18 protein-coding genes are annotated in these 25,088 nt (G+C 36.9%); 12 read left to right on the top strand and 6 right to left on the bottom strand.

Annotation, left to right across the window (positions count from 1 at the left end):
- Positions 1–153: 153 nt before the first annotated feature.
- Genes JJL45_RS05550 through JJL45_RS05535 form a run of 4 tightly spaced genes read left to right on the top strand, consistent with a single transcriptional unit; the run spans position 154 to position 9,096 of the window.
- Positions 154–6,642 carry an MG2 domain-containing protein gene (locus JJL45_RS05550; protein ID WP_068602689.1) on the top strand — a complete coding sequence of 2,163 codons (6,489 nt, stop codon included), beginning with the start codon at positions 154–156 and terminating at the stop codon, positions 6,640–6,642.
- On the top strand, positions 6,642–7,151 hold the full coding sequence (locus tag JJL45_RS05545) for a hypothetical protein (RefSeq protein ID WP_068602690.1): 510 nt from the start codon (positions 6,642–6,644) through the stop codon (positions 7,149–7,151). The genes JJL45_RS05550 and JJL45_RS05545 overlap by 1 nt, the downstream gene beginning before the upstream one ends.
- Positions 7,148–8,569, top strand: coding sequence for a M64 family metallopeptidase (locus JJL45_RS05540; protein WP_068602691.1), 1,422 nt, complete (start codon positions 7,148–7,150; stop codon positions 8,567–8,569). Before JJL45_RS05545 ends, JJL45_RS05540 begins: the two co-directional genes overlap by 4 nt.
- Before the next feature lie 26 nt (positions 8,570–8,595).
- The gene (locus tag JJL45_RS05535; protein ID WP_068602692.1) at positions 8,596–9,096 is read left to right on the top strand and encodes a TlpA family protein disulfide reductase; all 501 of its coding nucleotides are present in this window, start codon (positions 8,596–8,598) and stop codon (positions 9,094–9,096) included.
- Between the two features lie 9 nt (positions 9,097–9,105).
- Here JJL45_RS05535 and JJL45_RS05530 read toward each other — a convergent pair whose 3' ends face one another.
- From JJL45_RS05530 to JJL45_RS05515, 4 genes are all read right to left on the bottom strand, one after another.
- Positions 9,106–9,828: an SDR family oxidoreductase gene (locus JJL45_RS05530; protein ID WP_068602693.1), complete on the bottom strand. Its 723-nt coding sequence runs from the start codon at positions 9,826–9,828 to the stop codon at positions 9,106–9,108.
- Positions 9,829–10,002: 174 nt separating this feature from the next.
- Complete coding sequence (locus tag JJL45_RS05525) at positions 10,003–10,527, bottom strand: DUF4136 domain-containing protein (RefSeq protein ID WP_068602694.1); 525 nt, start codon at positions 10,525–10,527, stop codon at positions 10,003–10,005.
- Between the two features lie 214 nt (positions 10,528–10,741).
- Positions 10,742–11,737 carry a GTPase ObgE gene (obgE, locus tag JJL45_RS05520; RefSeq protein ID WP_068602695.1) on the bottom strand — a complete coding sequence of 332 codons (996 nt, stop codon included), beginning with the start codon at positions 11,735–11,737 and terminating at the stop codon, positions 10,742–10,744.
- Positions 11,738–11,916: 179 nt separating this feature from the next.
- Positions 11,917–13,026, bottom strand: coding sequence for an adenylate kinase (locus tag JJL45_RS05515; protein WP_082935890.1), 1,110 nt, complete (start codon positions 13,024–13,026; stop codon positions 11,917–11,919).
- Between the two features lie 142 nt (positions 13,027–13,168).
- On the opposite strand from JJL45_RS05515, the gene JJL45_RS05510 reads away from it, so the two are divergent.
- From JJL45_RS05510 to JJL45_RS05495, 4 genes are all read left to right on the top strand, one after another.
- On the top strand, positions 13,169–14,323 hold the full coding sequence (locus tag JJL45_RS05510; protein WP_068602696.1) for a 5-(carboxyamino)imidazole ribonucleotide synthase: 1,155 nt from the start codon (positions 13,169–13,171) through the stop codon (positions 14,321–14,323).
- A gap of 2 nt (positions 14,324–14,325) precedes the next feature.
- Positions 14,326–14,805 (top strand): 5-(carboxyamino)imidazole ribonucleotide mutase, encoded by a 480-nt coding sequence (gene purE / locus JJL45_RS05505; protein ID WP_067147288.1) that lies wholly within the window; start codon positions 14,326–14,328, stop codon positions 14,803–14,805.
- Between the two features lie 161 nt (positions 14,806–14,966).
- Positions 14,967–17,006 (top strand): M3 family metallopeptidase, encoded by a 2,040-nt coding sequence (locus tag JJL45_RS05500; protein ID WP_068602697.1) that lies wholly within the window; start codon positions 14,967–14,969, stop codon positions 17,004–17,006.
- 47 nt (positions 17,007–17,053) lie between these two features.
- Complete coding sequence (locus JJL45_RS05495; protein WP_067147284.1) at positions 17,054–17,605, top strand: sigma-70 family RNA polymerase sigma factor; 552 nt, start codon at positions 17,054–17,056, stop codon at positions 17,603–17,605.
- A 242-nt stretch (positions 17,606–17,847) separates the two neighbouring features.
- Here JJL45_RS05495 and JJL45_RS05490 read toward each other — a convergent pair whose 3' ends face one another.
- A complete protein-coding gene (locus tag JJL45_RS05490; RefSeq protein WP_068602698.1) occupies positions 17,848–18,663 on the bottom strand; it encodes a hypothetical protein in 816 nt (271 codons plus the stop codon).
- A gap of 120 nt (positions 18,664–18,783) precedes the next feature.
- Between JJL45_RS05490 and gcvP the strand changes: the two genes are divergently transcribed.
- The 4 genes from gcvP (at position 18,784) to JJL45_RS05470 (ending at position 24,249) form a co-directional block, all read left to right on the top strand.
- On the top strand, positions 18,784–21,633 hold the full coding sequence (gene gcvP, locus JJL45_RS05485; protein ID WP_068602699.1) for an aminomethyl-transferring glycine dehydrogenase: 2,850 nt from the start codon (positions 18,784–18,786) through the stop codon (positions 21,631–21,633).
- 103 nt (positions 21,634–21,736) lie between these two features.
- Positions 21,737–22,795, top strand: coding sequence for a 3-oxoacyl-ACP synthase III family protein (locus JJL45_RS05480; protein WP_068602700.1), 1,059 nt, complete (start codon positions 21,737–21,739; stop codon positions 22,793–22,795).
- A gap of 60 nt (positions 22,796–22,855) precedes the next feature.
- Positions 22,856–23,377, top strand: coding sequence for a methyltransferase (locus JJL45_RS05475; RefSeq protein ID WP_068602701.1), 522 nt, complete (start codon positions 22,856–22,858; stop codon positions 23,375–23,377).
- 23 nt (positions 23,378–23,400) lie between these two features.
- Positions 23,401–24,249 (top strand): glycosyltransferase, encoded by an 849-nt coding sequence (locus tag JJL45_RS05470; RefSeq protein ID WP_068602702.1) that lies wholly within the window; start codon positions 23,401–23,403, stop codon positions 24,247–24,249.
- On the opposite strand, the gene JJL45_RS05465 is transcribed toward JJL45_RS05470, so the two are convergent.
- Positions 24,242–25,051 carry a DNA/RNA non-specific endonuclease gene (locus JJL45_RS05465; RefSeq protein WP_068602703.1) on the bottom strand — a complete coding sequence of 270 codons (810 nt, stop codon included), beginning with the start codon at positions 25,049–25,051 and terminating at the stop codon, positions 24,242–24,244. The two genes, JJL45_RS05470 and JJL45_RS05465, sit on opposite strands and share 8 nt — an antisense overlap.
- Positions 25,052–25,088: the final 37 nt, after the last annotated feature.

Raw genomic sequence — 25,088 nt, 5'->3', positions numbered from 1 at the left:
AATAAATATGGTAAATTAGCCTCTTTATTTCTAGGTAAAATCATTAACTTACGCGATTAAACAAATGCTTTTTCAAAAACTATCTTTTGGAACGGCTTTTGAGACCCCACTAAACTACAAAATAAATACATTCTGAAAACAAATTCAGCATATATGAGGCATACGCTATTATTAATTATAACCCTTCTCTTTTCTACCCTCTCGAACGCACAAAACCACTACACCGATTTATGGGCAAAAGTTGAAGCTTTTGAAGTACAAGGCTTACCGCAATCGGCTTTAAAAACGTTACGAAGCATTGAAAAAAAGGCCAAAAGATCTGATAATCACGAACAAATTGTAAAAGTTTTGCTTTACAAGAGCAAATTCAACCTGATTTTAGAGGAAGATGCTCAAGTTAAAATTATTGAAGAGTTTAAATCTGAAATCACTAAAAATGAGAGTCCGACTAAAAACATTCTCGAAAATATTCTAGCACATTTATACTGGCAATACTACACACAGCATAAACATCAAATTTATAAACGCAGTAAAACGTCTGAAAAAGTAAACCAAGAAGATTTTAGAACTTGGGATTTACAAACCCTTTTTAATGAAATTCATATACATTATCAAAATGCCTTACGAAATGAAGACGTTTTAAAGCAGGAATCTTTAAATTATTATCACGTTCTCATTGTAAAAAAGAACAACTCTAGCACCTACAGGCCTACTTTATTTGACTTTTTAAGTCATAATGCCTTAGAATTTTATAAAACAGATGAAACCCAAATCACCAAGCCATCTTATAAATTTGAATTGAATGATCCAGCGTATTTAGCAGATGCCAAAACATTTTCTGAAATAAAAATCACTTCTAAAGATTCTACTTCGCTTCAATATAATGCCTTAAAAATTTATCAATCGCTTATTAAATTTCATCTTAAACAAAACAATTTTCAAGCCCTTAGTGATGTAGACATTGAACGCATTAATTTTGTATCGGAACATGCCACTTTTAAAAACAAGGAAGCATTAGAACTGAAAGCCCTTAAGAATGCAAGCAACGCTATTACAGACCAAGAAAGCACAGGTCTTTATCGTTTTGAAATCGCATCCATTTACTTCGAACAAAGCAAGTTATACGAACCCCAAATTGGTGAAAACAATCGCTGGAAAGCCAAAGAAGCTCTAGATATTTGCAACTCTATTATTTCGGCGTTTCCAAAGAGTAGAGCTGCACAAAAATGTGTGGTTTTAAAATCGCAAATTGAAAACTTGCAACTTGAGGTGCTTTCTGAAAAAATAATTCCTATCCAAAAACCATCACGATTACTTGTTACCTATAAAAACTTAGATAGTTTAGAATTTAAAGTTTATAAATTCACTAAAGAACAGAGCAAAACTTTTAATGACTTATACCGAAAAGATCAGAAAGTCACTTTTTTAAAAGATTTCAAACCTAATGAAACTTGGATTAGCAAGCTAAGAAACGAAAAGGATTTCCAAAGTCATTCCACCGAAGTCATTGTACCTAAGCTACACAGTGGCAATTATTTAATGGTTGCTACCGTAAAAAAAGACGAAGACACCTTTGCTTTTGAACATATTCAAGTAACAGATTTGGCAGTTCTCGAAACTGAAAGTCAGGCGTATAAAACCATCCAAATTATAAACCGCAATCATGGGGCGCCTATTGTAAATGCACAGGTTGAAGCATCATATTACCCGAACAATTCAAAAACACTAGAAACTAAAACGTATAAAACGGATCACTTAGGAGAATTTCGAATTAAAAAAGGTGATAACTGGCAAAGAAATATCAAACTTAAAGTTACTAAAGACCAAGACACGGCCTATTTTGGTGACTACTATCTTAACAAACTATACACGCAAAAAGACCAAGAAAATACTACTTATAGGTCCTTTATTTTTACCGATCGCAGTATTTATCGTCCCGGACAAACCGTTTATTTTAAGGCGATTGCCATGCAAGTGAATAGAGGAAAATCGCAAGTTTTAGAAAACACCCCAATTCGAGCTACCCTTTACAATGTAAATAGAGAAGAAGTAGGAAAATTGATACTAACGACCAATGATTTCGGCTCGATTTCGGGCGAGTTTATCCTACCAAACAACGGACTAACGGGAAGCTATTCTATTAGAATTGATGAGAAAGATAGTAAGCTGCCTCTCGCTTCTACCACATTTTTTTCTGTTGAAGCTTACAAGCGCCCTAAGTTTGAAACGACTTTTGAACCGATTACAGAAACCTTTAGAGTAAACGATTCTATAACGGTGAAGGGTCAAGCTTTGGCCTTTTCTGGAAGTCAGATTTCCGATGCCAAAGTGGTGTACCGCGTACAACGTAAAGTAGAATATCCGAGATTCTATTTTTATCAACCTATCCAGAACTCCTATTCGAGTCAGGAGATAACTCATGGCGAGACCACAACAGACGCTTCAGGACAATTCAATATTGTCTTTAAAGCCATTCCAGACCAAAGTACGGATCCAAAAAGCTTACCAATTTTTAATTATGAAGTCACTGCCGATGTTACCGACATTAATGGTGAAACCCATAGCCAAACCACCACTGTAAAAGTTGGATATCACGCCTTAACAGCGACCATCCAGCTAGCCACTGAATTAGATAAAACTAAAACCGACCATCATATCGATATAGTAACCGAAAACCTAAACGGTAGTTTTGTACCAACAACAGGCAGGATAAAAATTTACAAACTGCAAGCGCCTAGTTACGTATTAAGAAAACGCCCATGGCCTGCGCCAGACTACCAAGACATCCCTGAAAAGACTTTTAGAGATCTGTTCCCTTTTGAATCCTATAACAATGAAAACGACTCCAACCATTGGAAAAAAGGAACCTTAGTTTTAGAAAAACAATTCGATACAAAAGATGCCACTAGTTTAGAGTTAGGCCAAATAAACCACTGGGAGTCTGGACAATACTTGATTACACTAGAAACCAAAGATAAATTTGGGCAAGTTGTAACCGATGAAGTAAAAACAACCCTTTACAGCGACACAGACAAAACTTTAGCCGACAACCAATTATTTAGCATAACAACCAACAAAAACACTTACAACGTTAATGATACGGCGCTTATTACTATTGGTTCATCTGCTGATAATGTTTCAGTGAAATTAAGTATCGAGAAAGGCAAACAGATTGTTAAAACAGAAATTATAAAACTGAATAACAACAAGAAAACCATTAGTATTCCTGTTACAAAAGAAGATGTTGGCGGTTTTGCTGTGCACTATAGCTTTGCTGTTTTTAATAGTTTCGTTTCAGGCATTACTGCAATTTCAGTACCGTACCCAAGTACCTCATTGGACATTCAAACCATAACATTTAGAGACAAAATCCAACCAGGAACTGATGAAACTTGGCAGTTTAAAATTAAAGGGCCTCAAGGTGAAAAAGTAAGCACCGAATTATTAGTAAGCATGTACGATGCCTCATTGGATGTTTTCAAACCACATACATGGAATTTCAAACCGATCTCTGAACCTATATATTACTCCCGAAATTTCACTCGAGCCTACAACAGTTTCGGGACACAAAACTTTAAAGTCTACAATCCCGAGCACCTTACAAAATATCCCGTACAGGAATATGATGAATTCAATTGGTATGGCTTTAATATGAATGACGATAAAGCTCACAAGCGTTACCTAAACCAAATACGCTCTAAACATGAGTCTAAATACAGCAGCTCGGTAAAAAAAGGTCACGTTGCCGGTACGGTTTACGATGAAACTGGCGCACCTATTCCTGCAGTAAACGTTATTATTAAAGGAACAACTCGAGGGACAATGACCAATTTTGATGGGAATTACTCATTAGAAGCAAAAAAAGGAGATATTTTAGAAATTAGCTATATCGGGTTTGACACTCAGGACATTGAAATAAAAGACAAAAACTTTTTTCATACCTACTTAACTTCAAATAATGCTCATTTAGATGACGTGGTTGTTTTAGGATATGCTGCGGCACCACCTGCAGTAACCGAGATAAAATCAACTAGTAAAATAACCAGTTTAGATGACGAAGCCGATGTTTCCAATGTCACAAATGCTGTTGTATCTATTAGAGGCCATAGCAGTTTTTCTACAAGCAATAAACCACTTTATGTTGTAGATGGTAAAATTGTAAAAGATATTAGCAACCTTTCACCGGAAGACATTATATCCGTAAATGTTATAAAAGCTAATGAGGCTACAGCCATTTACGGTAGTCAGGCTTCAAATGGTGTTGTGGTAGTTAAAACTAAGCAAGGTTTGAAAAACATTCAGCAGGTTGATGTTAGGAAAAACTTGAATGAGACCGCTTTTTTCTTTCCACAGTTAAAAACCGACAAATCAGGAAACCTCAGTTTTAGTTTTTCTACACCTGAAGCTTTAACCCAGTGGAAACTGCAATTGTTAGCCCATACAAAAAGTATGGAGAGTGCCACAAAAACCTTAACTACGGTAACACAAAAAGAATTAATGGTTACCCCAAATGCACCACGTTTTTTACGTGAAGGCGACCAAATTACCATCAGTTCTAAAATTTCAAACCTTACAGATAAATCTATTACAGGCGAAGCTATTTTAAAGCTTAGCGATGCGCTTACAGGAACAGATATTAATGTAAACCTAGGAAATGCAATAAACAGCAAAGCTTTTACGACCAAAGCGCATGGTAATACCGAAGTTTCTTGGAGCTTAAATATTCCTAAAAACATTCAAGCCATAGTTTACAAAGTAATTGCTAAATCGGCAACGTTTAGTGACGGAGAACAAAACACGCTTCCCGTCCTTTCTAACCGCATTTTGGTTACAGAAACCTTGCCTATGTGGATTAAAAGCGCCGATACTAAAACCTTCAGTTTAGACAAGCTTAAAAATCATTCGGCGAACTCTAGCACCTTGAAAAACCATAAATTAACTTTAGAAGTTACTTCAAACCCTGCCTGGTATGCTATTCAAGTCTTACCCTATTTAATGGAATACCCTTACCAGTGCAACGAACAAACGTTTAGCCGATACTACGCCAATACTTTGGGGCATTTTATGGTGCAGGCTAATCCGAAAATTAAAGCAGTTTTTGAACAATGGAAAAATCAAGATGTTTTAATTTCAAACCTAGAAAAGAATGAAGATTTAAAATCCATACTCATTCAGGAAACCCCTTGGTTACGCGATGCACAGAGTGAAACTGAGCAAAAAAAACGTATCGCCCTATTATTTGATTTGAATAAAATGGTTTCTGAAAGCCAATCAGACCTTCAAAAATTATCAAAAAACCAATTAGAATCTGGTGCGTGGGCCTGGTTTGAGGGCGGCCGTGAGAACCGTTTCATCACCCAACATATCATTTCCGGATTCGGACATCTAAAGCACTTAAATGTGACTTCTGAAGACCCTACGGAAATGCTTGAAAAAGCCCTTGTATATTTAGATTCAGAGTTTGTAAAGACTTACGAAAACCTGAAGCTACAGAACCCAAAAGTTAATTTAGAAGACGATCATTTAAATCCGATTCAACTGCATTATTTATACCTACGAAGCTTCTTCCCTGAAATTAAAGCATCAGATAAAGTTGGAGCTACTAAAGCATATTACTTATCTCAAATTGAAAAGCATTGGCTAAGTCAACCTTTATACGCGAAGGGATTAATGGCTCTAATTTCTTATAGAAATAACCAGGAAAAAACGGCGCATAAAATCATCGCATCGCTTGAAGAAAACAGTATCACTTCCGAGGAAATGGGCATGTATTGGAAAGAAAACAAGAGCTCTTGGCAGTGGAGTCAAGCCCCAATTGAAACTCAGGCCCTTTTAATTGAAGCCTTTTCAGAAATCACAAACGACACCAAAACCATTGATAATTTAAAAATCTGGTTACTTAAAAACAAGCAAACCAACCAATGGAAGACCACAAAAGCCACTACCGATGCCGTTTACGCATTACTGCTTCAAGGTAGCGATTGGCTATCGGTTACCGATATGGTTGATGTAAAAATTGGCAATAAAACCATCAATCCAACTAAATTGGAGGATGTTAAAGTTGAGGCGGGAACCGGCTATTTTAAAACCTCTTGGCAGGCTTCAGAAATCACACCTGACATGGGACAAGTGACGCTCTCTAAAAAGGGTGAAGATATTGCTTGGGCAGGATTGTATTGGCAGTATTTTGAAGATTTAGATCATATCACATCAGCAGAAACCTCGCTGCAATTAAACAAAAAACTATTCCTTAAAAAGAATACCGATTTTGGTGAAGAAATCACAGAAATCACGACGAATACCAAACTCCATGTAGGTGATTTAGTGCGCGTTCGCATTGAGTTAAAAAGCGACCGAAACCTAGAATTTCTTCATATGAAAGACATGCGCGCTTCAGGTTTAGAGCCTGTGAATGTGATTTCTAAATACAAAAGACAAGATGGATTAGGCTATTATGAGAGTACTCAAGATGCCAGTACCAACTTCTTTATGGACTATTTACCAAAAGGGGCATATGTTTTTGAATATGATTTACGTGTTAATAACGCCGGCAGTATGAGCAATGGCATCACTACCATACAAAGTATGTATGCTCCAGAATTTAGCAGTCATAGTGATGGATTAAGAATTAAAATTGAATAATGATTTTGAATAGGTTTATTAAAAAACCACATATCACCACTTTTACGATTGGCACACTTTTGTTGTTTTTATGTGCTTGCGGCATAAAAAAGTCAAATAATGAAGAACCTATAGTAAATGAAGAACATTCAAAAATCATCTTTCTAACTTACATGATATCTGAAGCCCCTTCGGGAGAAAGAAGTATGAATTTTGTAAGTCAGAAAATGGTTGAAGGACAAATAAAAAGCAACAGTTCGAATGCCATAAAAAATGCAACTGAAGGCGATTTAATTTGCTCGCAGTTCGACGGACAATCAAAACTTATAAGTCGTAGTTTGATTAAAAACCCGTTAAATAAAACCATTGAATCTTTAACGCCATCTCAAAGTTTTGAATCGACAGCGTTGAACCTTCAAAAAACAAAATTTTCAATTAGAATCGGGTTAAAAAACGAAACTAAAATTATTACAATTAGTAACTTTGCAGACTCAAAAAAACTGATTAGTACTAAGATAACACTAGAATGAAAAAACAACTTATCCTTGTCATTTCCATTTTGTTAACCATCGGTCGACTTACCGCACAGACCTTTCCTATTGCCGTTATCAAAAATTCAGGTGATGATGACAAAAAAATCAATATTGTAATTTTAAGTGAAGGATATCAAGCGGGCGAATTGGATAAATTTATTTCTGACGCTACAACCTTTACGAATAGAATATTCAACACGAGCCCCTTTAAAGAATACAGTAGCTATTTTAATGTTTATGCCTTAAAAATACCATCTAATGAAAGTGGTGCCGATCATCCTGGAACAGCTACCGACTACACCGAACCTTTACATCCGGTAAAGTATGTCGACACTTATTTTAATGCGACTTTCGATTCTTTTGGCAACCACTACCTCCTCTATTATGAAATAGATGGCGCTTCTGCAAACGATACCGAAACTAAAATCATCAATGTACTAGCCGATAATTTCCCAAATTACGATCAGGGCTTAATATTGGTAAACACAGAACATTATGGAGGCAGTGGAGGTGATTTTCCCGTAAGCTATTCAGGCTACTGGGGCGCCGCCGTGGCTATGCATGAAATGGGGCATTCCCTTTTTAAGCTTTTTGATGAGTATTATCCTGGAGATGATATAGCTGGTGAAGGCATTAACATGACCCAAGAGACCGACCCTGCCAAAATACGTTGGAAAAATTGGTACAACGCTAACCAAGCTGGAATACACCAACACCATTACAAAGGCACTCCTAAAGATTGGTATAAGCCTAATAGCGGGACTTGTATTATGGAAAGTGTAGACAAACCTTTTTGTCATGTATGCAAAGAAGGTATTGTTGAAAAAATTCATGAACTCACCAGTCCGATTAACGCCTATACACCTAATGAATCTTTAGTAGAAGTCGAAGACTTCCCTTTAGAGTTTGCTTTAGATTTGACCAAGCCTAATCCGAATACTTTACAAAGTACTTGGACTTTAAACCTCAACGACATAGCAAATAATGTTGATGCGGTTTCAATTTCTGAAGCTGATTTATTGAAAGGCACAAACACCCTAACAACAGTCATCACCGATGACACTAGCTTATTAAAAGTTGATAATCATGAAACGATACATGCTTACACGGTGACATGGACTCTAAATTACGACACTTTAGGGCTAACGGATATTGAAAGTGACACACAAAAGTTTAGCCTCTCTTTTTATCCAAATCCTGTTAGTGATTATTTAAATATCTCCTATGAAAATAATAACCAACAGTCATTAAGATTAGACCTTGTTGGTATGGATGGCAAACTGATTAAAAGCATGAATTTATCACCTTTAACAGATCAAAAAATAGATTTAAGCTTTTTAAGTACTGGCATTTATTTAGCACGATTTTACTCAGGTCCTGTTTTAATTTCAAGCAAACAACTTATCAAACAATAAGTCGTTAACTCAAACCACTTTTCAACATGAAAAAAATAGCCCTACTATTAATCCTAAGTTTAACTTTTTACATGTCTAGCGCTCAGCATAAGCAATTATGGGCTAAATCTGTCATTAACCAAAAGGCACCAAAATTAGTGGTGGAGCAATGGATTTCAGAATCTCCAGAGGTCAAAGGCAAGTTTCTGTTAATTGATTTTTGGGCGACTTGGTGTATGCCTTGCAGAAAAGTTATTCCTGAACTAAACGGTTTTCAAGAGCAATTTAAACAAGACTTGGTGGTTATTGGCTTAAGTGATGAGCCGGTTGAAAAAGTTAAAAGCAATCCCGCCATTAACATCGAATACCACAGTGCGGTAGACACCAAACGACGCATGTATAACAAACTTGAAATTCAAGGCATACCACATTGTATTATAGTAAACCCAGAAGGCATTGTGGTTTGGGAAGGTTGGCCTAGCTTACCAGGCCATGAATTAACCGAGGAGGTCATTTCAAATTTAATTACCGAACACAACCAAGGGTAATTCTTCATTTTATTTTGATGGCGGCATCGTAGGGCGCACTTCTACTTTACTAGGTAATGTACGTGGATTCATTTTTAGTAAATCGACTACCAACTCGCCAATATCTTCAATTTGAATTTTCCAATCGTCACTAGAATCAGGCTCATTTCCATTGAAATGCGTAGAAACCGATCCTGGCATAATGGTACTCACTTTCACACCATGTTGTCTTAAATCTAACATCACAGCTTGTGTAAATCCGGTTAAGCCAAACTTACTAGCATTGTAAGCCGCGCCTTTGGCAAAAAAGTTTGCCCCTGCCAAACTAGAAATTGAAATATAATAGCCTTTAGATTTTTTTAAGGCCTCAACGCTGGCTTTTATCGAATAAAAAGCGCCTGTTAAATTGGTATCAATAGTGTCCTGCCACTGTTCTAAAGTTAACTCCTCAATACTTGCAAAATGCCCTAAACCAGCGTTCGCAATCACAAAATCCAATTGTTTAAATTCACTTAATACTAAACGTACAGCATTTTGCTGACTTTCAAAATCACGAACATCGGCTTTAACACCTATGGCCTTTGCCTTGCTTGCACTAGAATTTAATTGATTAGCAACTTCTTCAGCGGCTTCAGCACTTCTACTGGTTATAGCGACATGAATCCCTTCACTTAATAACGCTCGCGCAATACCTAAACCTATTCCTTTTGTTCCTCCTGTAATTAAGGCTACTTTATCTTTTAATGTGTTCATGATGCGTTTATTTTTTATTGATTATTTATAATTTACTATGAAGCCTATAGCATAAAGCTTACAGCATTTACCTCCTCATTACACAAATTAAAATAATTATAGGTTATTTATTGATCGCCATCGCGTATTTGTTTTGCGCATATCGTATTCAACGTAAAGCCAAAAGCATCAAGTCTATAATCCTTTGGGAGGATATTCAGCTAGTACTTTTTCAACGAGAGCCTTAAATTGAGCCTCCTTTTGTTCTGGGGTTTGATTGGCATTAAAACTAAAGGTGCTTATGGCTTGCCAGAAGAGTTGATTTTTGCCATGATCTACAAAATCGATGGTAAGTTCTTCATTGGTTTGAGAAGTCCCTATGGGTATTCCAACCGAGAGTCCGCCACCCACATGACCTCCACCGCCTCCTAGTCCGACGCCAACACTACTATGTTGATTCGTCTGAAAGGCTTTCGATTTAATATCGATATAGAAATCTGGGGTTTCAGATATTTTAAACCCTAGTGTTTGCATTTTTAAATCGATAGCGTCTAATAATCGCTTAGTATCGAAAGTACTCAAACCGGTGTCCATATCTGCAAAATACTGATAGGTTTTATAGGTTGAAAAATCAACATTTTTATCGTAATCGTACTGCACTTTTATGGGTGCGCACGCTACAATAATGAATGCCAATAAAATGATTGAAAGCCACCGCATTTCTACTTGTTTTAGAGATAAAGTTAGTGAAATTATGCGTAATGAATATAGAAGTAAAAAGCAGCTTAATTGAAAATCAAATATGACTTAAGGTCTCACTTTAATTAAAATAAGATTCTTTATTTATTAGTCTTTGGAATATCATCCCGAACAATTGTTTAATATAATCTTCATAGCAGAACTTTTTTCTTTCCTCAATATAAACTGGACAAGTTTAATTAAGCAACTTCCAAAGTACATCTTTAAGCTCGGTAATCCCTTGTTGGGCTACAGCAGAAATGAAATAATAAGGCACTGGTAAATCGTTATCCAATTCGGCTTTCATTTCAGCTTTAAGCTCGCTATCTAGCATATCACTTTTAGAGATGGCAATGATGCGCTCTTTGTCTAACATTTCAGGATTGTAGCGACGTAGTTCGTCTAACAGAATATCATACTGCTTTCTAATATCTTCAGCATCGGCTGGAATTAAAAACAGTAATATAGAATTTCGCTCAATATGACGTAAAAAATAATGTCCTAAACCGCGTCCTTCGGCTGCTCCTTCTATAATCCCAGGGATATCGGCCATAACGAAAGTTTGAAAATCACGATATTTAACAATACCCAAATTAGGTTTCAGGGTAGTAAACTCGTAATCGGCAATTTTAGGTTTTGCTGAAGTCACTACTGAAAGTAAAGTCGATTTTCCGGCATTAGGGAAACCTACTAAGCCCACATCGGCTAAAACTTTCAATTCCATGGTCACGTACCTTTCTTCCATCGGTATGCCAGGTTGTGCGTAACGAGGCGTTTGATTGGTAGACGACTTAAAATGCCAGTTTCCTAAACCACCTTTTCCGCCTTCAGCCAAAATACGTTCTTCACCTTCTTTGGTAATTTCAAAAAGAATCTCATTCGTTTCGGTATCGCGAATTACAGTTCCTAAAGGCACATCGATGTAAACATCTTCGCCATCACCACCAAAACTTCTACCACTACTACCGTGTTCACCATGGCCAGCGCGAAAATGCTTTTTAAACTTTAAATGAAGTAGCGTCCATAAATTTGGATTCCCTCTAACAATAACATGGCCTCCACGACCTCCATCACCACCGTCGGGACCACCTTTAGCAATATACTTTTCGCGATGTAAATGCGAAGAACCTTTACCGCCGTTTCCGGAAGACACATACATTTTTACGTAGTCTACAAAATTCCCTTCAGTCATGATTTTAAGTTAAAGTTATGAGTTAAAAGTTAAAAGTTTGTGTGCTCTAACTTTTCTTTTTTCCGCGTAAGCGAAAGATTTTTATTTAAATATAAAACACAAAAACTATAACTTTAATCTCAAAGCTATAGTTTTTGGTTATGAGATTCCTTTCCGATAGCTATCGGATGATTAGGAATTTATAATTTGTCGATTGCAGCACTTAAACGTACCGTAATATCTTCGATACTACCAACGCCATCAACACCAAAATATTTATCTTGAGCTGAATAGTAATCTTTTAAAATCGCTGTTTTATCGTAATACTCTTTTATTCTATTTCTAATGATAGATTCATCGGCATCATCGGCTCTTCCGCTGGTTTTTCCTCTTCCGATAAGACGCTTAACCAAAATTTCATCTTCAACTTCTAGAGCAATCATCGCATTAATTTGCGAATCTTTAGAATCCATTAAATTATCTAAAGCCTCAGCTTGTGCATTAGTACGTGGAAATCCGTCGAAAATAAAACCATTGGCATCGGCATTTTTTTCAACTTCTGCGTTAAGCATATCAATAGTTACTTGGTCTGGAACCAACTCACCTTTATCGATGTATGATTTTGCTAACATCCCTAAAGCCGTTTCGTTTTTAATATTAAATCTAAAAACATCGCCTGTAGAAATGTGTACTAAATTATATTTTTCTTTTAAAAATTCTGCTTGCGTTCCTTTTCCGGCACCTGGAGGGCCAAATAACACTAAGTTTGTCATATGTTGAGTTTGTTTTATTTGATATACTTCTGGTAAATTCCTTCCTAAGCCATCGTAGTCTAAACCATAGCCTACAATAAATTTATTAGGAATTTCTATACCGACGTAATGCAATTTAAAATCCTTTTTATAAGCCTCAGGTTTGTAGAAAAGTGTGGCTATTTTTAAAGATTTTACATTTTCATTTTTAAAAATACGGTGTACCTCAGCGAGGGTATTTCCTGTATCGATAATATCTTCAAGAATAACAACCGTTCGCCCTGTTAAGTCTTGTGTTAAGCCTATTAAACGCTGAATATCTTCGGTAGATTTCACCCCTTCATAAGAAGCTAACTTAATAAAAGTCACTTCACAAGGGTTCGGATATTTCTTTACGAAATCACTAACCACCATAAATGAACCATTTAAAATTCCAATAAAAACAGGAATTTCATCACCCACATCATCAGCAATTTCTTTAGCCAACCGTACCATGGCGTCATCAATTTGTTTGGCTGAAATAAAGGGCTTAAAAAACTTATCGTGTAGCTTTATCAAAACTTAAATATTTTTTTAAAGAGGCAAAGATAATCAATAGATTGAGCAATAACCATTTTTTGATTTAGGATTTTAGGAAGTATTTTAAGATTTAAACGTATTTTTGCCTATCCAAATTTTGATTTAGTAAAAAAACACATTAATGAATTATTTTTCATCAGACTTTAAACTTGGTATTTTAGGTGGCGGCCAACTTGGTAAAATGCTCCTTTACAACACACGCAAATTCGATATTTATACCGCCGTTTTGGACGCTAGTAACGAAGCGCCTTGCAAGATTGCTTGCGATCAATTTCAGCTTGGTGATTTAATGGACTACGATGCGGTTTATAACTTCGGAAAGCAAGTGGATGTTTTAACTTTTGAAATTGAAAATATTAATGTAGATGCTCTTGAAGCTTTAGAAAAGGAAGGTGTAAAAGTTTATCCGAGTTCTAAAACCTTAAGAACCATACAAAACAAAGCCACACAAAAGTTATTTTATGTGGATCATGATTTACCAACGGCACCCTTTACACGTTTCGCATATACTTCTGAAATCAAAGAAGCTGTAAACAACGGTGGTTTAACCTTGCCTTTTGTTTGGAAATCGGCACAATTTGGATACGATGGTACGGGAGTGAAAATCGTAAAATCGGTTGACGACTTAACAGACTTGCCAAATGTAGAATGCATTGCTGAAACTTTAGTACCTTTTAAAAATGAATTATCGGTAATCGTCTCGCGAAGTGCTTCGGGTGAGATAAAAACCTATCCTGTTGTGGAAATGGAATTCCATCCGGAAGCCAACCAAGTCGAATATGTGATTTGTCCGGCTAGGATTCCAGACGAGATTGCTAAAAAAGCCGAAGTTGTTGCTTTACGCACTTCGCAAGCCTTTAATCATGTTGGTTTATTGGCTGTAGAAATGTTTCAAACGCAAGACGACGAGATTCTAATTAATGAAGTGGCACCAAGACCTCACAATTCTGGTCACCAAACCATTGAAGCCAGTTACACTTCACAGTTCGAACAACATATTAGAGCTATTTTAGACTTACCTTTGGGGCGTACCGATAACAAAGTTGGAGGCGTTATGGTAAACCTCGTAGGTGCAGAAGGGTATTCTGGAAATGTGGTTTACGAAAACATCGAAACCATCATGAAAATGGATGGTGTAACCCCACACATATACGGCAAAAAACAAACGCGACCTTTTAGAAAAATGGGGCACGTGACCATAGTGAACGAAGATTTAAATGAAGCGCGACGCGTTGCAGAACAAGTTAAAAATAGTATTAAAGTAATAAGCGAATAGATATGAGCAAAGTAGGCGTTATTATGGGAAGCAAAAGTGATCTTCCTGTTATGCAAGATGCAATAGACATCTTAAAAGGATTTGATATTGAAGTGGAAGTCGATATTGTTTCGGCACACCGCACCCCAGAAAAATTATTCGATTATGGTAAAAACGCTCATACTAGAGGTTTTTCGGTAATTGTTGCTGGCGCAGGCGGTGCAGCACACCTTCCTGGTATGATTGCTTCCTTATCACCACTTCCTGTAATTGGTGTTCCTGTAAAAAGTAGCAACTCTATTGATGGGTGGGATTCAGTTTTATCCATTTTGCAAATGCCAGGTGGCGTTCCCGTGGCTACAGTAGCACTTAACGGAGCTAAAAACGCAGGTATCTTAGCTGCTCAAATAATTGGGGCTAGCGATAAATGCGTGCTCGATAAAATTGTCATGTACAAAGAAGGCCTTAAAGTAAAGGTCCATGAATCTGCAAAAGACTTATAAATACCTGTTAATGAAAAAAGCCCCGAAAATTAATTCAGGGCTTTTCAGCTATTAACAAATAATTCTATTGAGTTAGTCACTCTGCAATTATGACTTCAAAAATACGAAAATTTTATTATGCACACATAGCAAAATAAATATTTAACACTTAAATTAAAAAAATGCTAAACAAATCATTAATAACTCCGTATAACACTAATTATAACACCGCTCCTTTCTCAAAAATTAAAAACGAAGATTTCCTTCCTGCGTTCAAAGAAGCCATTAAAAGTGCTAAAAGAGAGATTGATAGCATTGCCAACAACAGCGAGGCACCTACTTTTGAAAACACGATTGAAGCCTTAGACTTTTCGGGAGAAACTTTAGATCGTTTATCGAGTATCTTTTTTAATTTAAATTCGGCTGAAACGAATGAAACCATTCAGAAAATAGCTCAAGAAGTATCACCATTACTTTCGGAATTCAGTAACGATATCACACTAAATGAAGCCCTATTTAAACGTGTTAAAGCCGTTTATGAAGCTAAAGATGACTTAAAACTTACCGTAGAACAACACACGCTTTTAGATAAAAAATACAAAGGTTTTTCCAGAAATGGGGCTAACCTTGCGGAAGACAAGAAGCAACAACTTCGAGACATCGACAAAAAATTAAGCGCTCTAAAACTTAAATTTGGAGAAAATGTACTGGCTGAAACCAATAAGTTTGAAATGCTTATTACCGAAGAAGCCGATTTATCGGGATTACCAGAAGGTACCGTTGAAGCTGCAAAACAACTCGCAGAATCGAAAGATAAAGATGGCTGGATGTTCACTTTAGATTATCCGAGTTACATCCCTTTCCTTACCTATGCCGACAACCGCGAGTTAAGGAAAAAATTAGCCCTGGAGGCCGGAGCCAAAGCCTTTAAGGGTGACGCCTTGGACAACCAGGACAACGTGCTTCAAATTGTAAAATTACGTCATCAGCGCGCCAAGCTTTTAGGTTATGAAACTCACGCGGATTTTGTACTGGAAGAACGCATGGCTGAAACACCAGGAACCGTAAAAACCTTTTTGAATGAGCTTTTAGAAAAAGCGAAGCCTGCGGCGGAAAAAGAATTTAAAAACCTTGAAAATTTTGCTAAAGATTTAGATAACATCGATCATTTAGAAAAATGGGATGGCGCTTATTATTCTGAAAAACTGAAGCAAAAATTATTTAGTTTGGATGATGAATTACTTAAACCTTACTTCAAACTAGAAAACGTTATCAACGGCGCCTTTACCATTGCCAACAAATTATTCGATCTTAATTTTGAAGAAATTCACGATATCGACAAATATCACAGCGATGTATTAACTTATAAGGTTACCGACATAAACGGTAACTTAGTGTCTATTTTTTACGCCGATTTTTTCCCAAGACCAGGAAAGCGCAATGGCGCATGGATGACGTCCTTTAAACCACAATACATCAAAGATGGCGAAAATAGCAGACCGCACATCTCTATAGTTTGCAATTTCACCAAACCTACAAAAAGCAAACCATCGCTTTTAACTTTTAATGAAGTTACCACATTGTTTCACGAGTTTGGTCACGCCTTACACGGCATGCTAGCCAATACGACCTACCCGAGTATTTCTGGAACAAGCGTGTATTGGGATTTTGTTGAACTTCCGAGTCAGGTTTTAGAAAATTGGTGTTATGAAAAAGAAGCCTTGGAGTTATTCGCAACACACTATGAAACTGGCGAAGTAATCCCGATGGATCTGATTGAAAAAATTAAAGCTTCAGCTGCTTTTCACGAAGGCATGCAAACTTTACGTCAGTTAAGTTTTGGTTTATTAGACATGAGCTGGCATGGTATTGATCCTTCAGGTATCACCAATGTAAAAGCACATGAAAAAGAAGCCTTTAAAAACACAACCCTTTACCCTGAAGTGGAAGAAAACTGTATGAGTACGGCTTTTTCACACATTTTCCAAGGTGGCTATTCCTCTGGATATTACAGCTATAAATGGGCGGAAGTTTTAGATGCTGATGCTTTCGAATACTTTAAAGAAACAGGAATTTTCAATAAAACTGTAGCTAAAAAATTCCAAGATAATGTATTGTCCCAAGGTGGCACCGAAAACCCAATGGTGCTTTACAAACGTTTTAGAGGTCAAGAACCAAAACCGGAAGCTTTGTTGAGGCGAGCTGGGTTAATTACTAATTAGAAATCCATTTTTTTCTCTTACTTTTGAGTCACTAAAACTGTTCAACAATGCCTGATCATCAAATTAACCCCAATAAGTGGATCGATTTGTATTCCGATTACTTATTCAATTACACCATTTCGCGTGTAAGTGATAGGGATATGGCTCAAGATTTGGTTCAGGATACCTTTTTGGCGGCTTTAAAAGCCATGAAAAACTTTAAAGGGGAAGCTAGTGAGCGTACTTGGCTCATCTCCATTTTAAAGCGAAAAATTATAGATCATTACCGTAAAATAAATTCGAATAAAGGCAAAGCTGAAGTGCGAATGCATTACAAAGATGCTGATGGTGACGGCGACTGGCTAGAAGAGCGTGTGGCCGATCCTTTCGATAAAACCGCGGAAGATGCCCTGGAAAATTCAGAGCTCGGGGATGCTATACACAACTGTTTAAGTAAGCTTCCTAAAAAACAAGCCGACGTTTTTAAAATGAAAACCATTTTAAACTACGAAACAGAAACCATCTGTAATGAACTGAATATTACAGCGTCTAACCTATGGGTTATCATTCATAGAGCACGAACCGCCATGGCAGATTGTTTAAAAGAAAATTGGTTATAATGATGAGTAAGATAAAGGTTTTTGCACCTTGCGAGGAAGTGTGCCAGATTTGTGACAAAGTCCAATACAAAGAGGCTACACTATGGGACAAACTTAAACTTAACCTGCATGTGATGTATTGTAAAACGTGTAGGCAACACACGATAACCAATTCAAAGCTCACTAAATTTATAAAAAGATCGAAGGTAAAATGCCTGGACCATGATTGCAAGGAAGCCATGCGAAAAACCATCGATAAAGCCTTAAAAGAGCAGCAACAGCAACAACCATAAAATGGGTAAAGTTTCTACCCAAAAAGCCGAATAATATCTTCCTTGATTTAACTCCGCTTTCCATACAAAACCAGCTGTTACTAAGGCTACAATGCCTAAAACTATTAGTTTAGAATATTCTAAATCTACTTTTAAACATTCCAACAGCACTATAAAAACTAAAAGAAAGAGCCCAAGTTGCTTCGTTCTTTTTACTCCTATTTTCTGAGGAATGGTCTGTAACCCCTCAGGATCATATCTTAAATCACGAATTTCAAAGGGCAACATAAGCACTAAAACATAGGCAAACCGCTGAATCCCCATGATTCCGACATTAGTGGTCATCTCAAAACCTGTATCTATAACAGGCAAAAACACCGAAACCCCCATCCAAACCAAAGCGATAACATATACCTTCACCCCTTCAACATGTCGTAAACTTTTGGTCTTATCCTTCAAAAAAGGGATGGCATACAAAAAAGTTAACACCGCAAAAACACCAACAACCACTAAAGTTTCAACCTGCAACTGAACGCCGTAAAAGCACAATAATAAAAAACTACAAAAAGAGAAAATCTGTATCATTTTAAGCCACTTTGTTAAGCGTTGGTAGTGAAACTTTGCTACACCAAAAAATTTAACAAAATTATAACCCGAAATGGTAGCAAAAAAAACGAAGCAAAAGATTACGTTATCAGCCTTTAACCCCAACTCCACAGTAGTAACTCCCACAAGAGCACACACTGCTAAAGCCACGTGAATACTACTATTAACATAAAACTCGAGAAGTTTCTTTGATAAATTCATAACACAAATGTAACTAATGCGATGTTAAGGAATTCTTTTGGTTGAAAACTTTCTATTTTTCGCAATAAAACACAACAAATATTCAGTATTTTTGCGAATTATTTATTCAAATATACTTTTATGAATACAAACGCGTTTGCTTTGCGTCATATTGGCCCTAACCAGGAGGACCAAAATTTAATGTTACAAACCTTAGGTGTAGATTCGTTAGATCAGTTAATCTACGAAACCATTCCTGATGATATTCGTTTAAAAAAACCACTTAATTTAGACGAGCCTATGACTGAATATGAGTACCTACTTCATATTCATAAATTGTCTCTAAAAAATAAAGTTTATAAAACTTATATTGGTTTAGGATACCACCCAACGGTTTTACCTGCAGTTATTCAACGTAATGTTTTAGAAAACCCTGGTTGGTACACGGCTTATACACCTTACCAAGCAGAAATTGCTCAAGGTCGATTAGAAGCTTTACTAAATTTCCAAACTATGGTTATCGATTTAACAGGAATGGAAATTGCCAATGCATCACTTCTTGACGAAAGCACTGCTGCTGCTGAAGCCATGAGTTTATTATTTGCTGTGCGTGAACGCGATCAGAAAAAAGCAGGCGTTAATAAATTTTTCGTTTCAGAAAACATTTTACCTCAAACCCTATCGGTACTACAAACCAGAGCCACACCTATTGGTATTGAGCTAGTGGTTGGTAGCGAAGAAGATTTCAACTTTTCTTCAGAATTTTTCGGAGCTATTTTACAGTATCCAGGAAAAGAAGGTCAAATTACCGATATTAAATCATTTATAGAACAAGCCAATGAAGCCAGAATAAAAGTAGCTGTGGCTGCCGATATTTTAAGCTTGGTAAAATTAGAAGCGCCTGGTAAATTTGGTGCCGATGTAGTGGTTGGAACCACACAACGTTTCGGTATTCCGATGGGTTATGGTGGTCCGCACGCTGCCTATTTTGCTACTAAAGAAGCTTACAAACGTGATTTACCAGGCCGTATTATTGGGGTTACCAAAGATACCAACGGAAACCGTGCACTTCGTATGGCCTTACAAACCAGAGAACAGCATATTAAACGTGATAAAGCCACATCTAACATCTGTACAGCGCAGGTTTTATTAGCTGTTATGGCTAGTATGTATGCGGTTTACCACGGACCAAAAGGCTTAAAATTTATTGCCAACCGTGTGCATAATAAAGCGGTTACGCTTGCCAATGCTTTGGAAAAATTAGGATATGAACAAGTTAACAGCTCGTTTTTTGACACCATCCTTATTAAAGCCAACGCTAAAAAGATTGAGAAAATAGCCAATGGTAAAAAAGTAAACTTTTACTACCCGAACAAAAACACGGTAGCTATTTCTATTAATGAAACAACTTTAATTCCAGATTTAAACGTTCTAATTTCGGTTTTTGCTAAAGCTGCAAATAAAAAGAGCATTGTTATTTCTGAAGTTGAACAACATAATAACATTGCAGCGGATTTACAACGTACGTCAGATTTCCTTACCGAGCCTGTTTTTAACAGTTATCATTCTGAAACTGAATTAATGCGTTACATCAAAATGCTAGAGCGTAAAGATTTATCTTTAAACCATTCTATGATTTCTCTAGGATCTTGTACTATGAAGTTGAACGCGGCTTCAGAAATGTTACCTTTAAGTTCGGTGAACTGGGGAACCATACATCCTTTTGCACCTTTAAAACAAGCTAAAGGCTATTTAAAAGTGCTTAAAGCTTTAGAAGATCAACTTACCGAAATCACAGGATTTGCTGCAACATCATTACAACCAAATTCAGGTGCTCAAGGTGAGTTTGCCGGACTTATGGTTATTAAGGCTTATCATGAATCTCGTGGTGATCACCATAGAAATATTTGCTTAATTCCATCGTCTGCTCACGGTACCAACCCTGCCAGTGCGGTTATGGCTGGTATGAAAGTGGTCGTTACCAAATCGACCGAAGAAGGCAATATCGATGTGGAAGACTTACGCGAAAAAGCCGAACTACACGCCGATAACTTATCGTGTTTAATGGTAACTTACCCTTCAACACACGGCGTTTACGAATCTGCGATTAAAGAAATTACCAAAATTATTCATGATAATGGCGGACAAGTTTACATGGACGGCGCGAATATGAACGCCCAAGTAGGCTTAACAAACCCAGGGAATATTGGAGCCGATGTTTGTCATTTAAATCTTCATAAAACCTTTGCAATTCCTCATGGTGGTGGTGGCCCAGGTGTTGGGCCTATTTGTGTTGCCGAACAACTGGTACCATTTTTGCCTGGAAACCCAATTGTGAAAACAGGGGGTAAAGATGCCATTACTGGAATTTCAGCGGCGCCTTTCGGATCTGCTTTAGTTTGTTTGATTTCTTACGGCTATATTAAAATGCTTGGTGCTGAAGGTTTAACCGAATCTACCAAAGTAGCCATCTTAAATGCTAATTACATCAAACAACGCCTTCAAGGTAGTTTTGATACTTTATATTCTGGTGAACGTGGTAGAGCGGCTCACGAAATGATTGTAGACTGTCGTCCGTTTAAAGCTAACGGCATTGAAGTAACCGATATCGCAAAACGTTTAATTGATTACGGTTTCCATTCACCTACCCTATCATTCCCTGTTGCTGGTACTTTAATGATCGAGCCTACCGAAAGTGAAAGTAAAGCTGAAATAGACCGTTTCTGTGATGCATTAATCGCTATAAAAAGTGAAATTGATAACGCCTCTAAAGACGAGACTAACAACGTTTTAAAGAATGCGCCTCACACTTTAGCCATGCTTACTAGCGAAACTTGGGATTTCCCATACACGCGCGAGCAAGCCGCTTTTCCTTTAGATTATGTAAAGGAAAATAAATTTTGGCCAAGTGTTAGACGTGTTGATGATGCTTATGGCGACCGAAACCTAATTTGCTCTTGCGCACCGATTGAAGACTATATTGAAGCGTAAAAGCACGGTTGAACATCGTAAATTTTAGTAAAATAGAAACCATCACGATTTAAAAACTTATATATTGCTTGATACTAATTTTAATCAGGCAATTTTCCTTTTTATGACTATAAAAATAACAGGAACAGGAAGCTATATTCCTGCCGATATTGAAAGAAATGAAGACTTTCATAATCATGAGTTTTTAAATAGTGATGGTTCTACAATAAACGCCCCGAGTGAGGTTATCGTTAAAAAATTTAAGGCCATTACTGGCATTAAAGAAAGGCGTTATGCAAAACCACATTTAACTACCTCGGATATCGCAACTTTTGCTGCGGAGAAAGCCCTCCAAAAAGCAAATATTTCTGGAGAAGCCTTAGATTATATTATCGTTGCCCATAATTATGGGGATATCAAACACGATAGCATTCAAAGTGATACGGTTCCTAGTATTGCCTCTCGTGTTAAACATCTTTTACGTATTGAAAACCCTAAGTGTGTAGCCTACGATTTACTTTTTGGCTGCCCAGGATGGATTCAAGGTGTTATTCAAGCCGAAGCCTTTATCAAATCGGGTATTGCTAAAAAATGCTTAGTTATTGGAGCAGAAACATTATCGAGAATCTTAGACCCTTCCGATAGGGACTCTATGATTTACAGCGATGGTGCTGGTGCCGTAGTTTTAGAAGCCACCGAGCAATCAGGAGGTATATTAGCCCATGAAGCGGCAACATTTTCTTTGGAAGAAGCCCACTTCATTTTCTTTGGAGAAACTTATAACCCAAAGGTAGATGATAATCGTTGCTATATTAAAATGCACGGACGTAAAATTTACGAATTTGCCTTAACCAACGTACCACTAGCTATGAAGTCTTGCTTGGATAAAAGTGGTGTTGATATTTCTAAACTTAAGAAAATCCTCATCCATCAAGCTAACGAAAAAATGGACGAAGCCATTGTAAAACGTTTTTATGAGCTTTACAATATGGACATGCCCGATGGTATCATGCCTATGAGTATTGGGAAATTAGGAAATTCTAGTGTGGCCACGGTTCCTACTTTATACGATTTGATTCTTAACGAAAAAATGGAAGGACAAGCCATTAATCAAGGTGATATTGTTATGTTTGCAAGCGTAGGTGCTGGCATGAACATTAATGCTATTGTTTACGAAGTATAAAGTATTGAGCCATTATTTGAGATTTCCATAGTCATGGAAATGAAGTAATAAAACAGATTGATGTACGAAAAAACATTTCCAAATAAACGTTTTAAGCATACCATTAATTTTTTAGAAAAACACATCCCAACCTCCAAATCCATCTTAGATTTAGGGGTTGTAAATCCGTTTTCTGAAATTATGACACAACATGGTTATGCTGTCGAAAACACCCAGGGTGAAGATTTAGATCGTGACACACAAAACATCACAAATTCGAAAGCCGATGTGGTAACGGCATTCGAGATTTTCGAACACCTGCTCTCCCCTTTTACCGTCCTTCAATCAATTAAAGCCGATAAATTAGTGGCTAGTGTACCGCTGAAACTTTGGTTTTCTTCTGCTTATAGAAGTAAAACCGATATGTTGGACCGACACTATCACGAATTTGAAGATTGGCAATTCGATTGGCTATTAGAAAAAGCAGGCTGGAAGATTATCGACCGTCAAAAATGGACAAACCCTACTAAAAAATTAGGGATTCGTCCTATTTTAAGATGGTTTACCCCCAGATATTACATCGTTTATGCCGAAAGGGTTTAACTTTACGCCAAAACCTGTCTACTTTGAATTTTTATATTGTCATTCCTGCACATAACGAAGAGTCCTCTATTGGCGCCACTTTAAAGTCTTTAGCAGCACAAAGTCTGTCGCCTAAACGTGTGGTGGTAGTGAATGATAATTCTACCGATAACACTCAAAATATTGTTAGCGCTTTCGCGGAAAAGTACCCGTTCATATCCTTAGTCAATTCCATATCATCCAACAAACATTTACCAGGTTCAAAAATCATTAATGCCTTTTATAAAGGTTATGAAACCCTGGATGATGATTACGATGTGATTTGTAAATTTGATGCCGATTTGATTTTCCCTGAAAACTATTTAGTGCAACTCGCCAATCATTTTGAAGCCGATAACAACTTAGGCATGGCTTCAGGATTTTGTTATATTGAAAAAAATGGCGATTGGATTCTTGAAAACCTAACCCGAAAAGATCATATTCGCGGTGCTCTAAAAGCCTATCGCAAAAAGTGTTTTATAGAAATCGGCAAATTAAAACCTTCCATGGGCTGGGATACCGTTGATGAGTTGTTGGCTAAATATTACGGTTGGACCATTTTAACTGACGAAACTCTTCATGTAAAGCATTTAAAACCCACTGGTATCAGTTACAATAAAGCTTCAAAATATTTACAGGGTGAAGCCATGTACAAAATGCGTTATGGTTTTATGATCACGCTAATTTCTGCAGCAAAACTCGCTTATAAAAAACAGAGCATTTCTTTATTTAAAGATTATATGGCCGGCTATTTTAAGGCAAAAAAGAAACAAGTGGATTTTCTAGTCAATGAAAAAGAAGGTCAGTTTATTAGAAACCTCCGTTGGAAAGGCATGCGCTCCAAGTTTAGTTAAAACTCCAAGCTTTATAACTGCTTGAAGCCTCTAATTTAACCTCTAACTCATCATCTAATTGTGGGAAGAAATCAATCCCTGTTAACTGCTCTATAGAATCTACAGGCACTACAAAATGGTATAAAGGTTTGTTAGAATTTTCATGAGGCATAAGAAAGCCTATCATTTTTGTTGGACCAGAATTGGTATCTATAAGTACTTTATAAAAGGCATTAGGCACGGCAACCTTTTCGGTTCCAATGGTTTTCATGTCTCCTTTAAGTATACCTCCAGTAACCACAAAAACACCATCGTATTTTACAGCCCAATAACGCACCTTTTGTTCCAAGGTATTCCAAATTCCAGCATTAAAATTGTGCTCTTGCGGACTAATATTACTGGTTAAAAAAGTTTCATCGTAGGCTTCTTTACTGTATTTTCTATCGCCCGCCGGACAAAGGTGTCCGCGATCATAACCCGAGTTTTTATAATTACGCCAATGGGCAGCACCGGTTTTTACAGCAGGGTCAATTTCAAAATAAGGGCGTTTAAAATTACTATTTGAAAGATCCGATTTTTTCAATTCGTATGCCACCCATTCCGCTTGTTCGTCTTTTTCACTGTAAGATAAGGAATAGCCATTATGATGAATCACTTGTCCTGTAGTACTAGTTGGCAAGAAAAATTCTTTGGTTTGTGTTTTAGGCCTGCCGCCTTCAGCAACTATATCGGCTTGAACTTTTGTGTCTAAAAAATGCTCATAACCATAAACCGCTATCATAATGATAGCGGCTAAAATGGCGTATATACTGCGTTTATTCATCTATTTTAACTTCAGTTAGATTTCTAGCTCCCTTTAG

This window comes from Tamlana sp. s12 (assembly GCF_016767215.1).
GTDB classification, from domain to species: domain Bacteria; phylum Bacteroidota; class Bacteroidia; order Flavobacteriales; family Flavobacteriaceae; genus Pseudotamlana; species Pseudotamlana agarivorans.
The sequence above is the reverse complement of the archived record's forward strand: the minus strand, read 5'-3'. Positions and strand labels throughout refer to the sequence as shown.

What these genes read in the sequence shown, in the direction of transcription:
- purE (WP_067147288.1), top strand. Translation starts at nt 14,326, where the DNA reads ATGAGCAAAGTAGGCGTTATTATGGGAAGCAAAAGTGATCTTCCTGTT.
- JJL45_RS05550 (WP_068602689.1), top strand. Translation starts at nt 154, where the DNA reads ATGAGGCATACGCTATTATTAATTATAACCCTTCTCTTTTCTACCCTC.
- gcvP (WP_068602699.1), top strand. Translation starts at nt 18,784, where the DNA reads ATGAATACAAACGCGTTTGCTTTGCGTCATATTGGCCCTAACCAGGAG.
- JJL45_RS05525 (WP_068602694.1), bottom strand. Translation starts at nt 10,527, where the DNA reads ATGCGGTGGCTTTCAATCATTTTATTGGCATTCATTATTGTAGCGTGC.
- JJL45_RS05545 (WP_068602690.1), top strand. Translation starts at nt 6,642, where the DNA reads ATGATTTTGAATAGGTTTATTAAAAAACCACATATCACCACTTTTACG.
- JJL45_RS05500 (WP_068602697.1), top strand. Translation starts at nt 14,967, where the DNA reads ATGCTAAACAAATCATTAATAACTCCGTATAACACTAATTATAACACC.
- JJL45_RS05475 (WP_068602701.1), top strand. Translation starts at nt 22,856, where the DNA reads ATGTACGAAAAAACATTTCCAAATAAACGTTTTAAGCATACCATTAAT.
- JJL45_RS05540 (WP_068602691.1), top strand. Translation starts at nt 7,148, where the DNA reads ATGAAAAAACAACTTATCCTTGTCATTTCCATTTTGTTAACCATCGGT.
- JJL45_RS05465 (WP_068602703.1), bottom strand. Translation starts at nt 25,051, where the DNA reads ATGAATAAACGCAGTATATACGCCATTTTAGCCGCTATCATTATGATA.
- JJL45_RS05530 (WP_068602693.1), bottom strand. Translation starts at nt 9,828, where the DNA reads ATGAACACATTAAAAGATAAAGTAGCCTTAATTACAGGAGGAACAAAA.
- JJL45_RS05495 (WP_067147284.1), top strand. Translation starts at nt 17,054, where the DNA reads ATGCCTGATCATCAAATTAACCCCAATAAGTGGATCGATTTGTATTCC.
- JJL45_RS05480 (WP_068602700.1), top strand. Translation starts at nt 21,737, where the DNA reads ATGACTATAAAAATAACAGGAACAGGAAGCTATATTCCTGCCGATATT.
- obgE (WP_068602695.1), bottom strand. Translation starts at nt 11,737, where the DNA reads ATGACTGAAGGGAATTTTGTAGACTACGTAAAAATGTATGTGTCTTCC.
- JJL45_RS05510 (WP_068602696.1), top strand. Translation starts at nt 13,169, where the DNA reads ATGAATTATTTTTCATCAGACTTTAAACTTGGTATTTTAGGTGGCGGC.
- JJL45_RS05490 (WP_068602698.1), bottom strand. Translation starts at nt 18,663, where the DNA reads ATGAATTTATCAAAGAAACTTCTCGAGTTTTATGTTAATAGTAGTATT.
- JJL45_RS05535 (WP_068602692.1), top strand. Translation starts at nt 8,596, where the DNA reads ATGAAAAAAATAGCCCTACTATTAATCCTAAGTTTAACTTTTTACATG.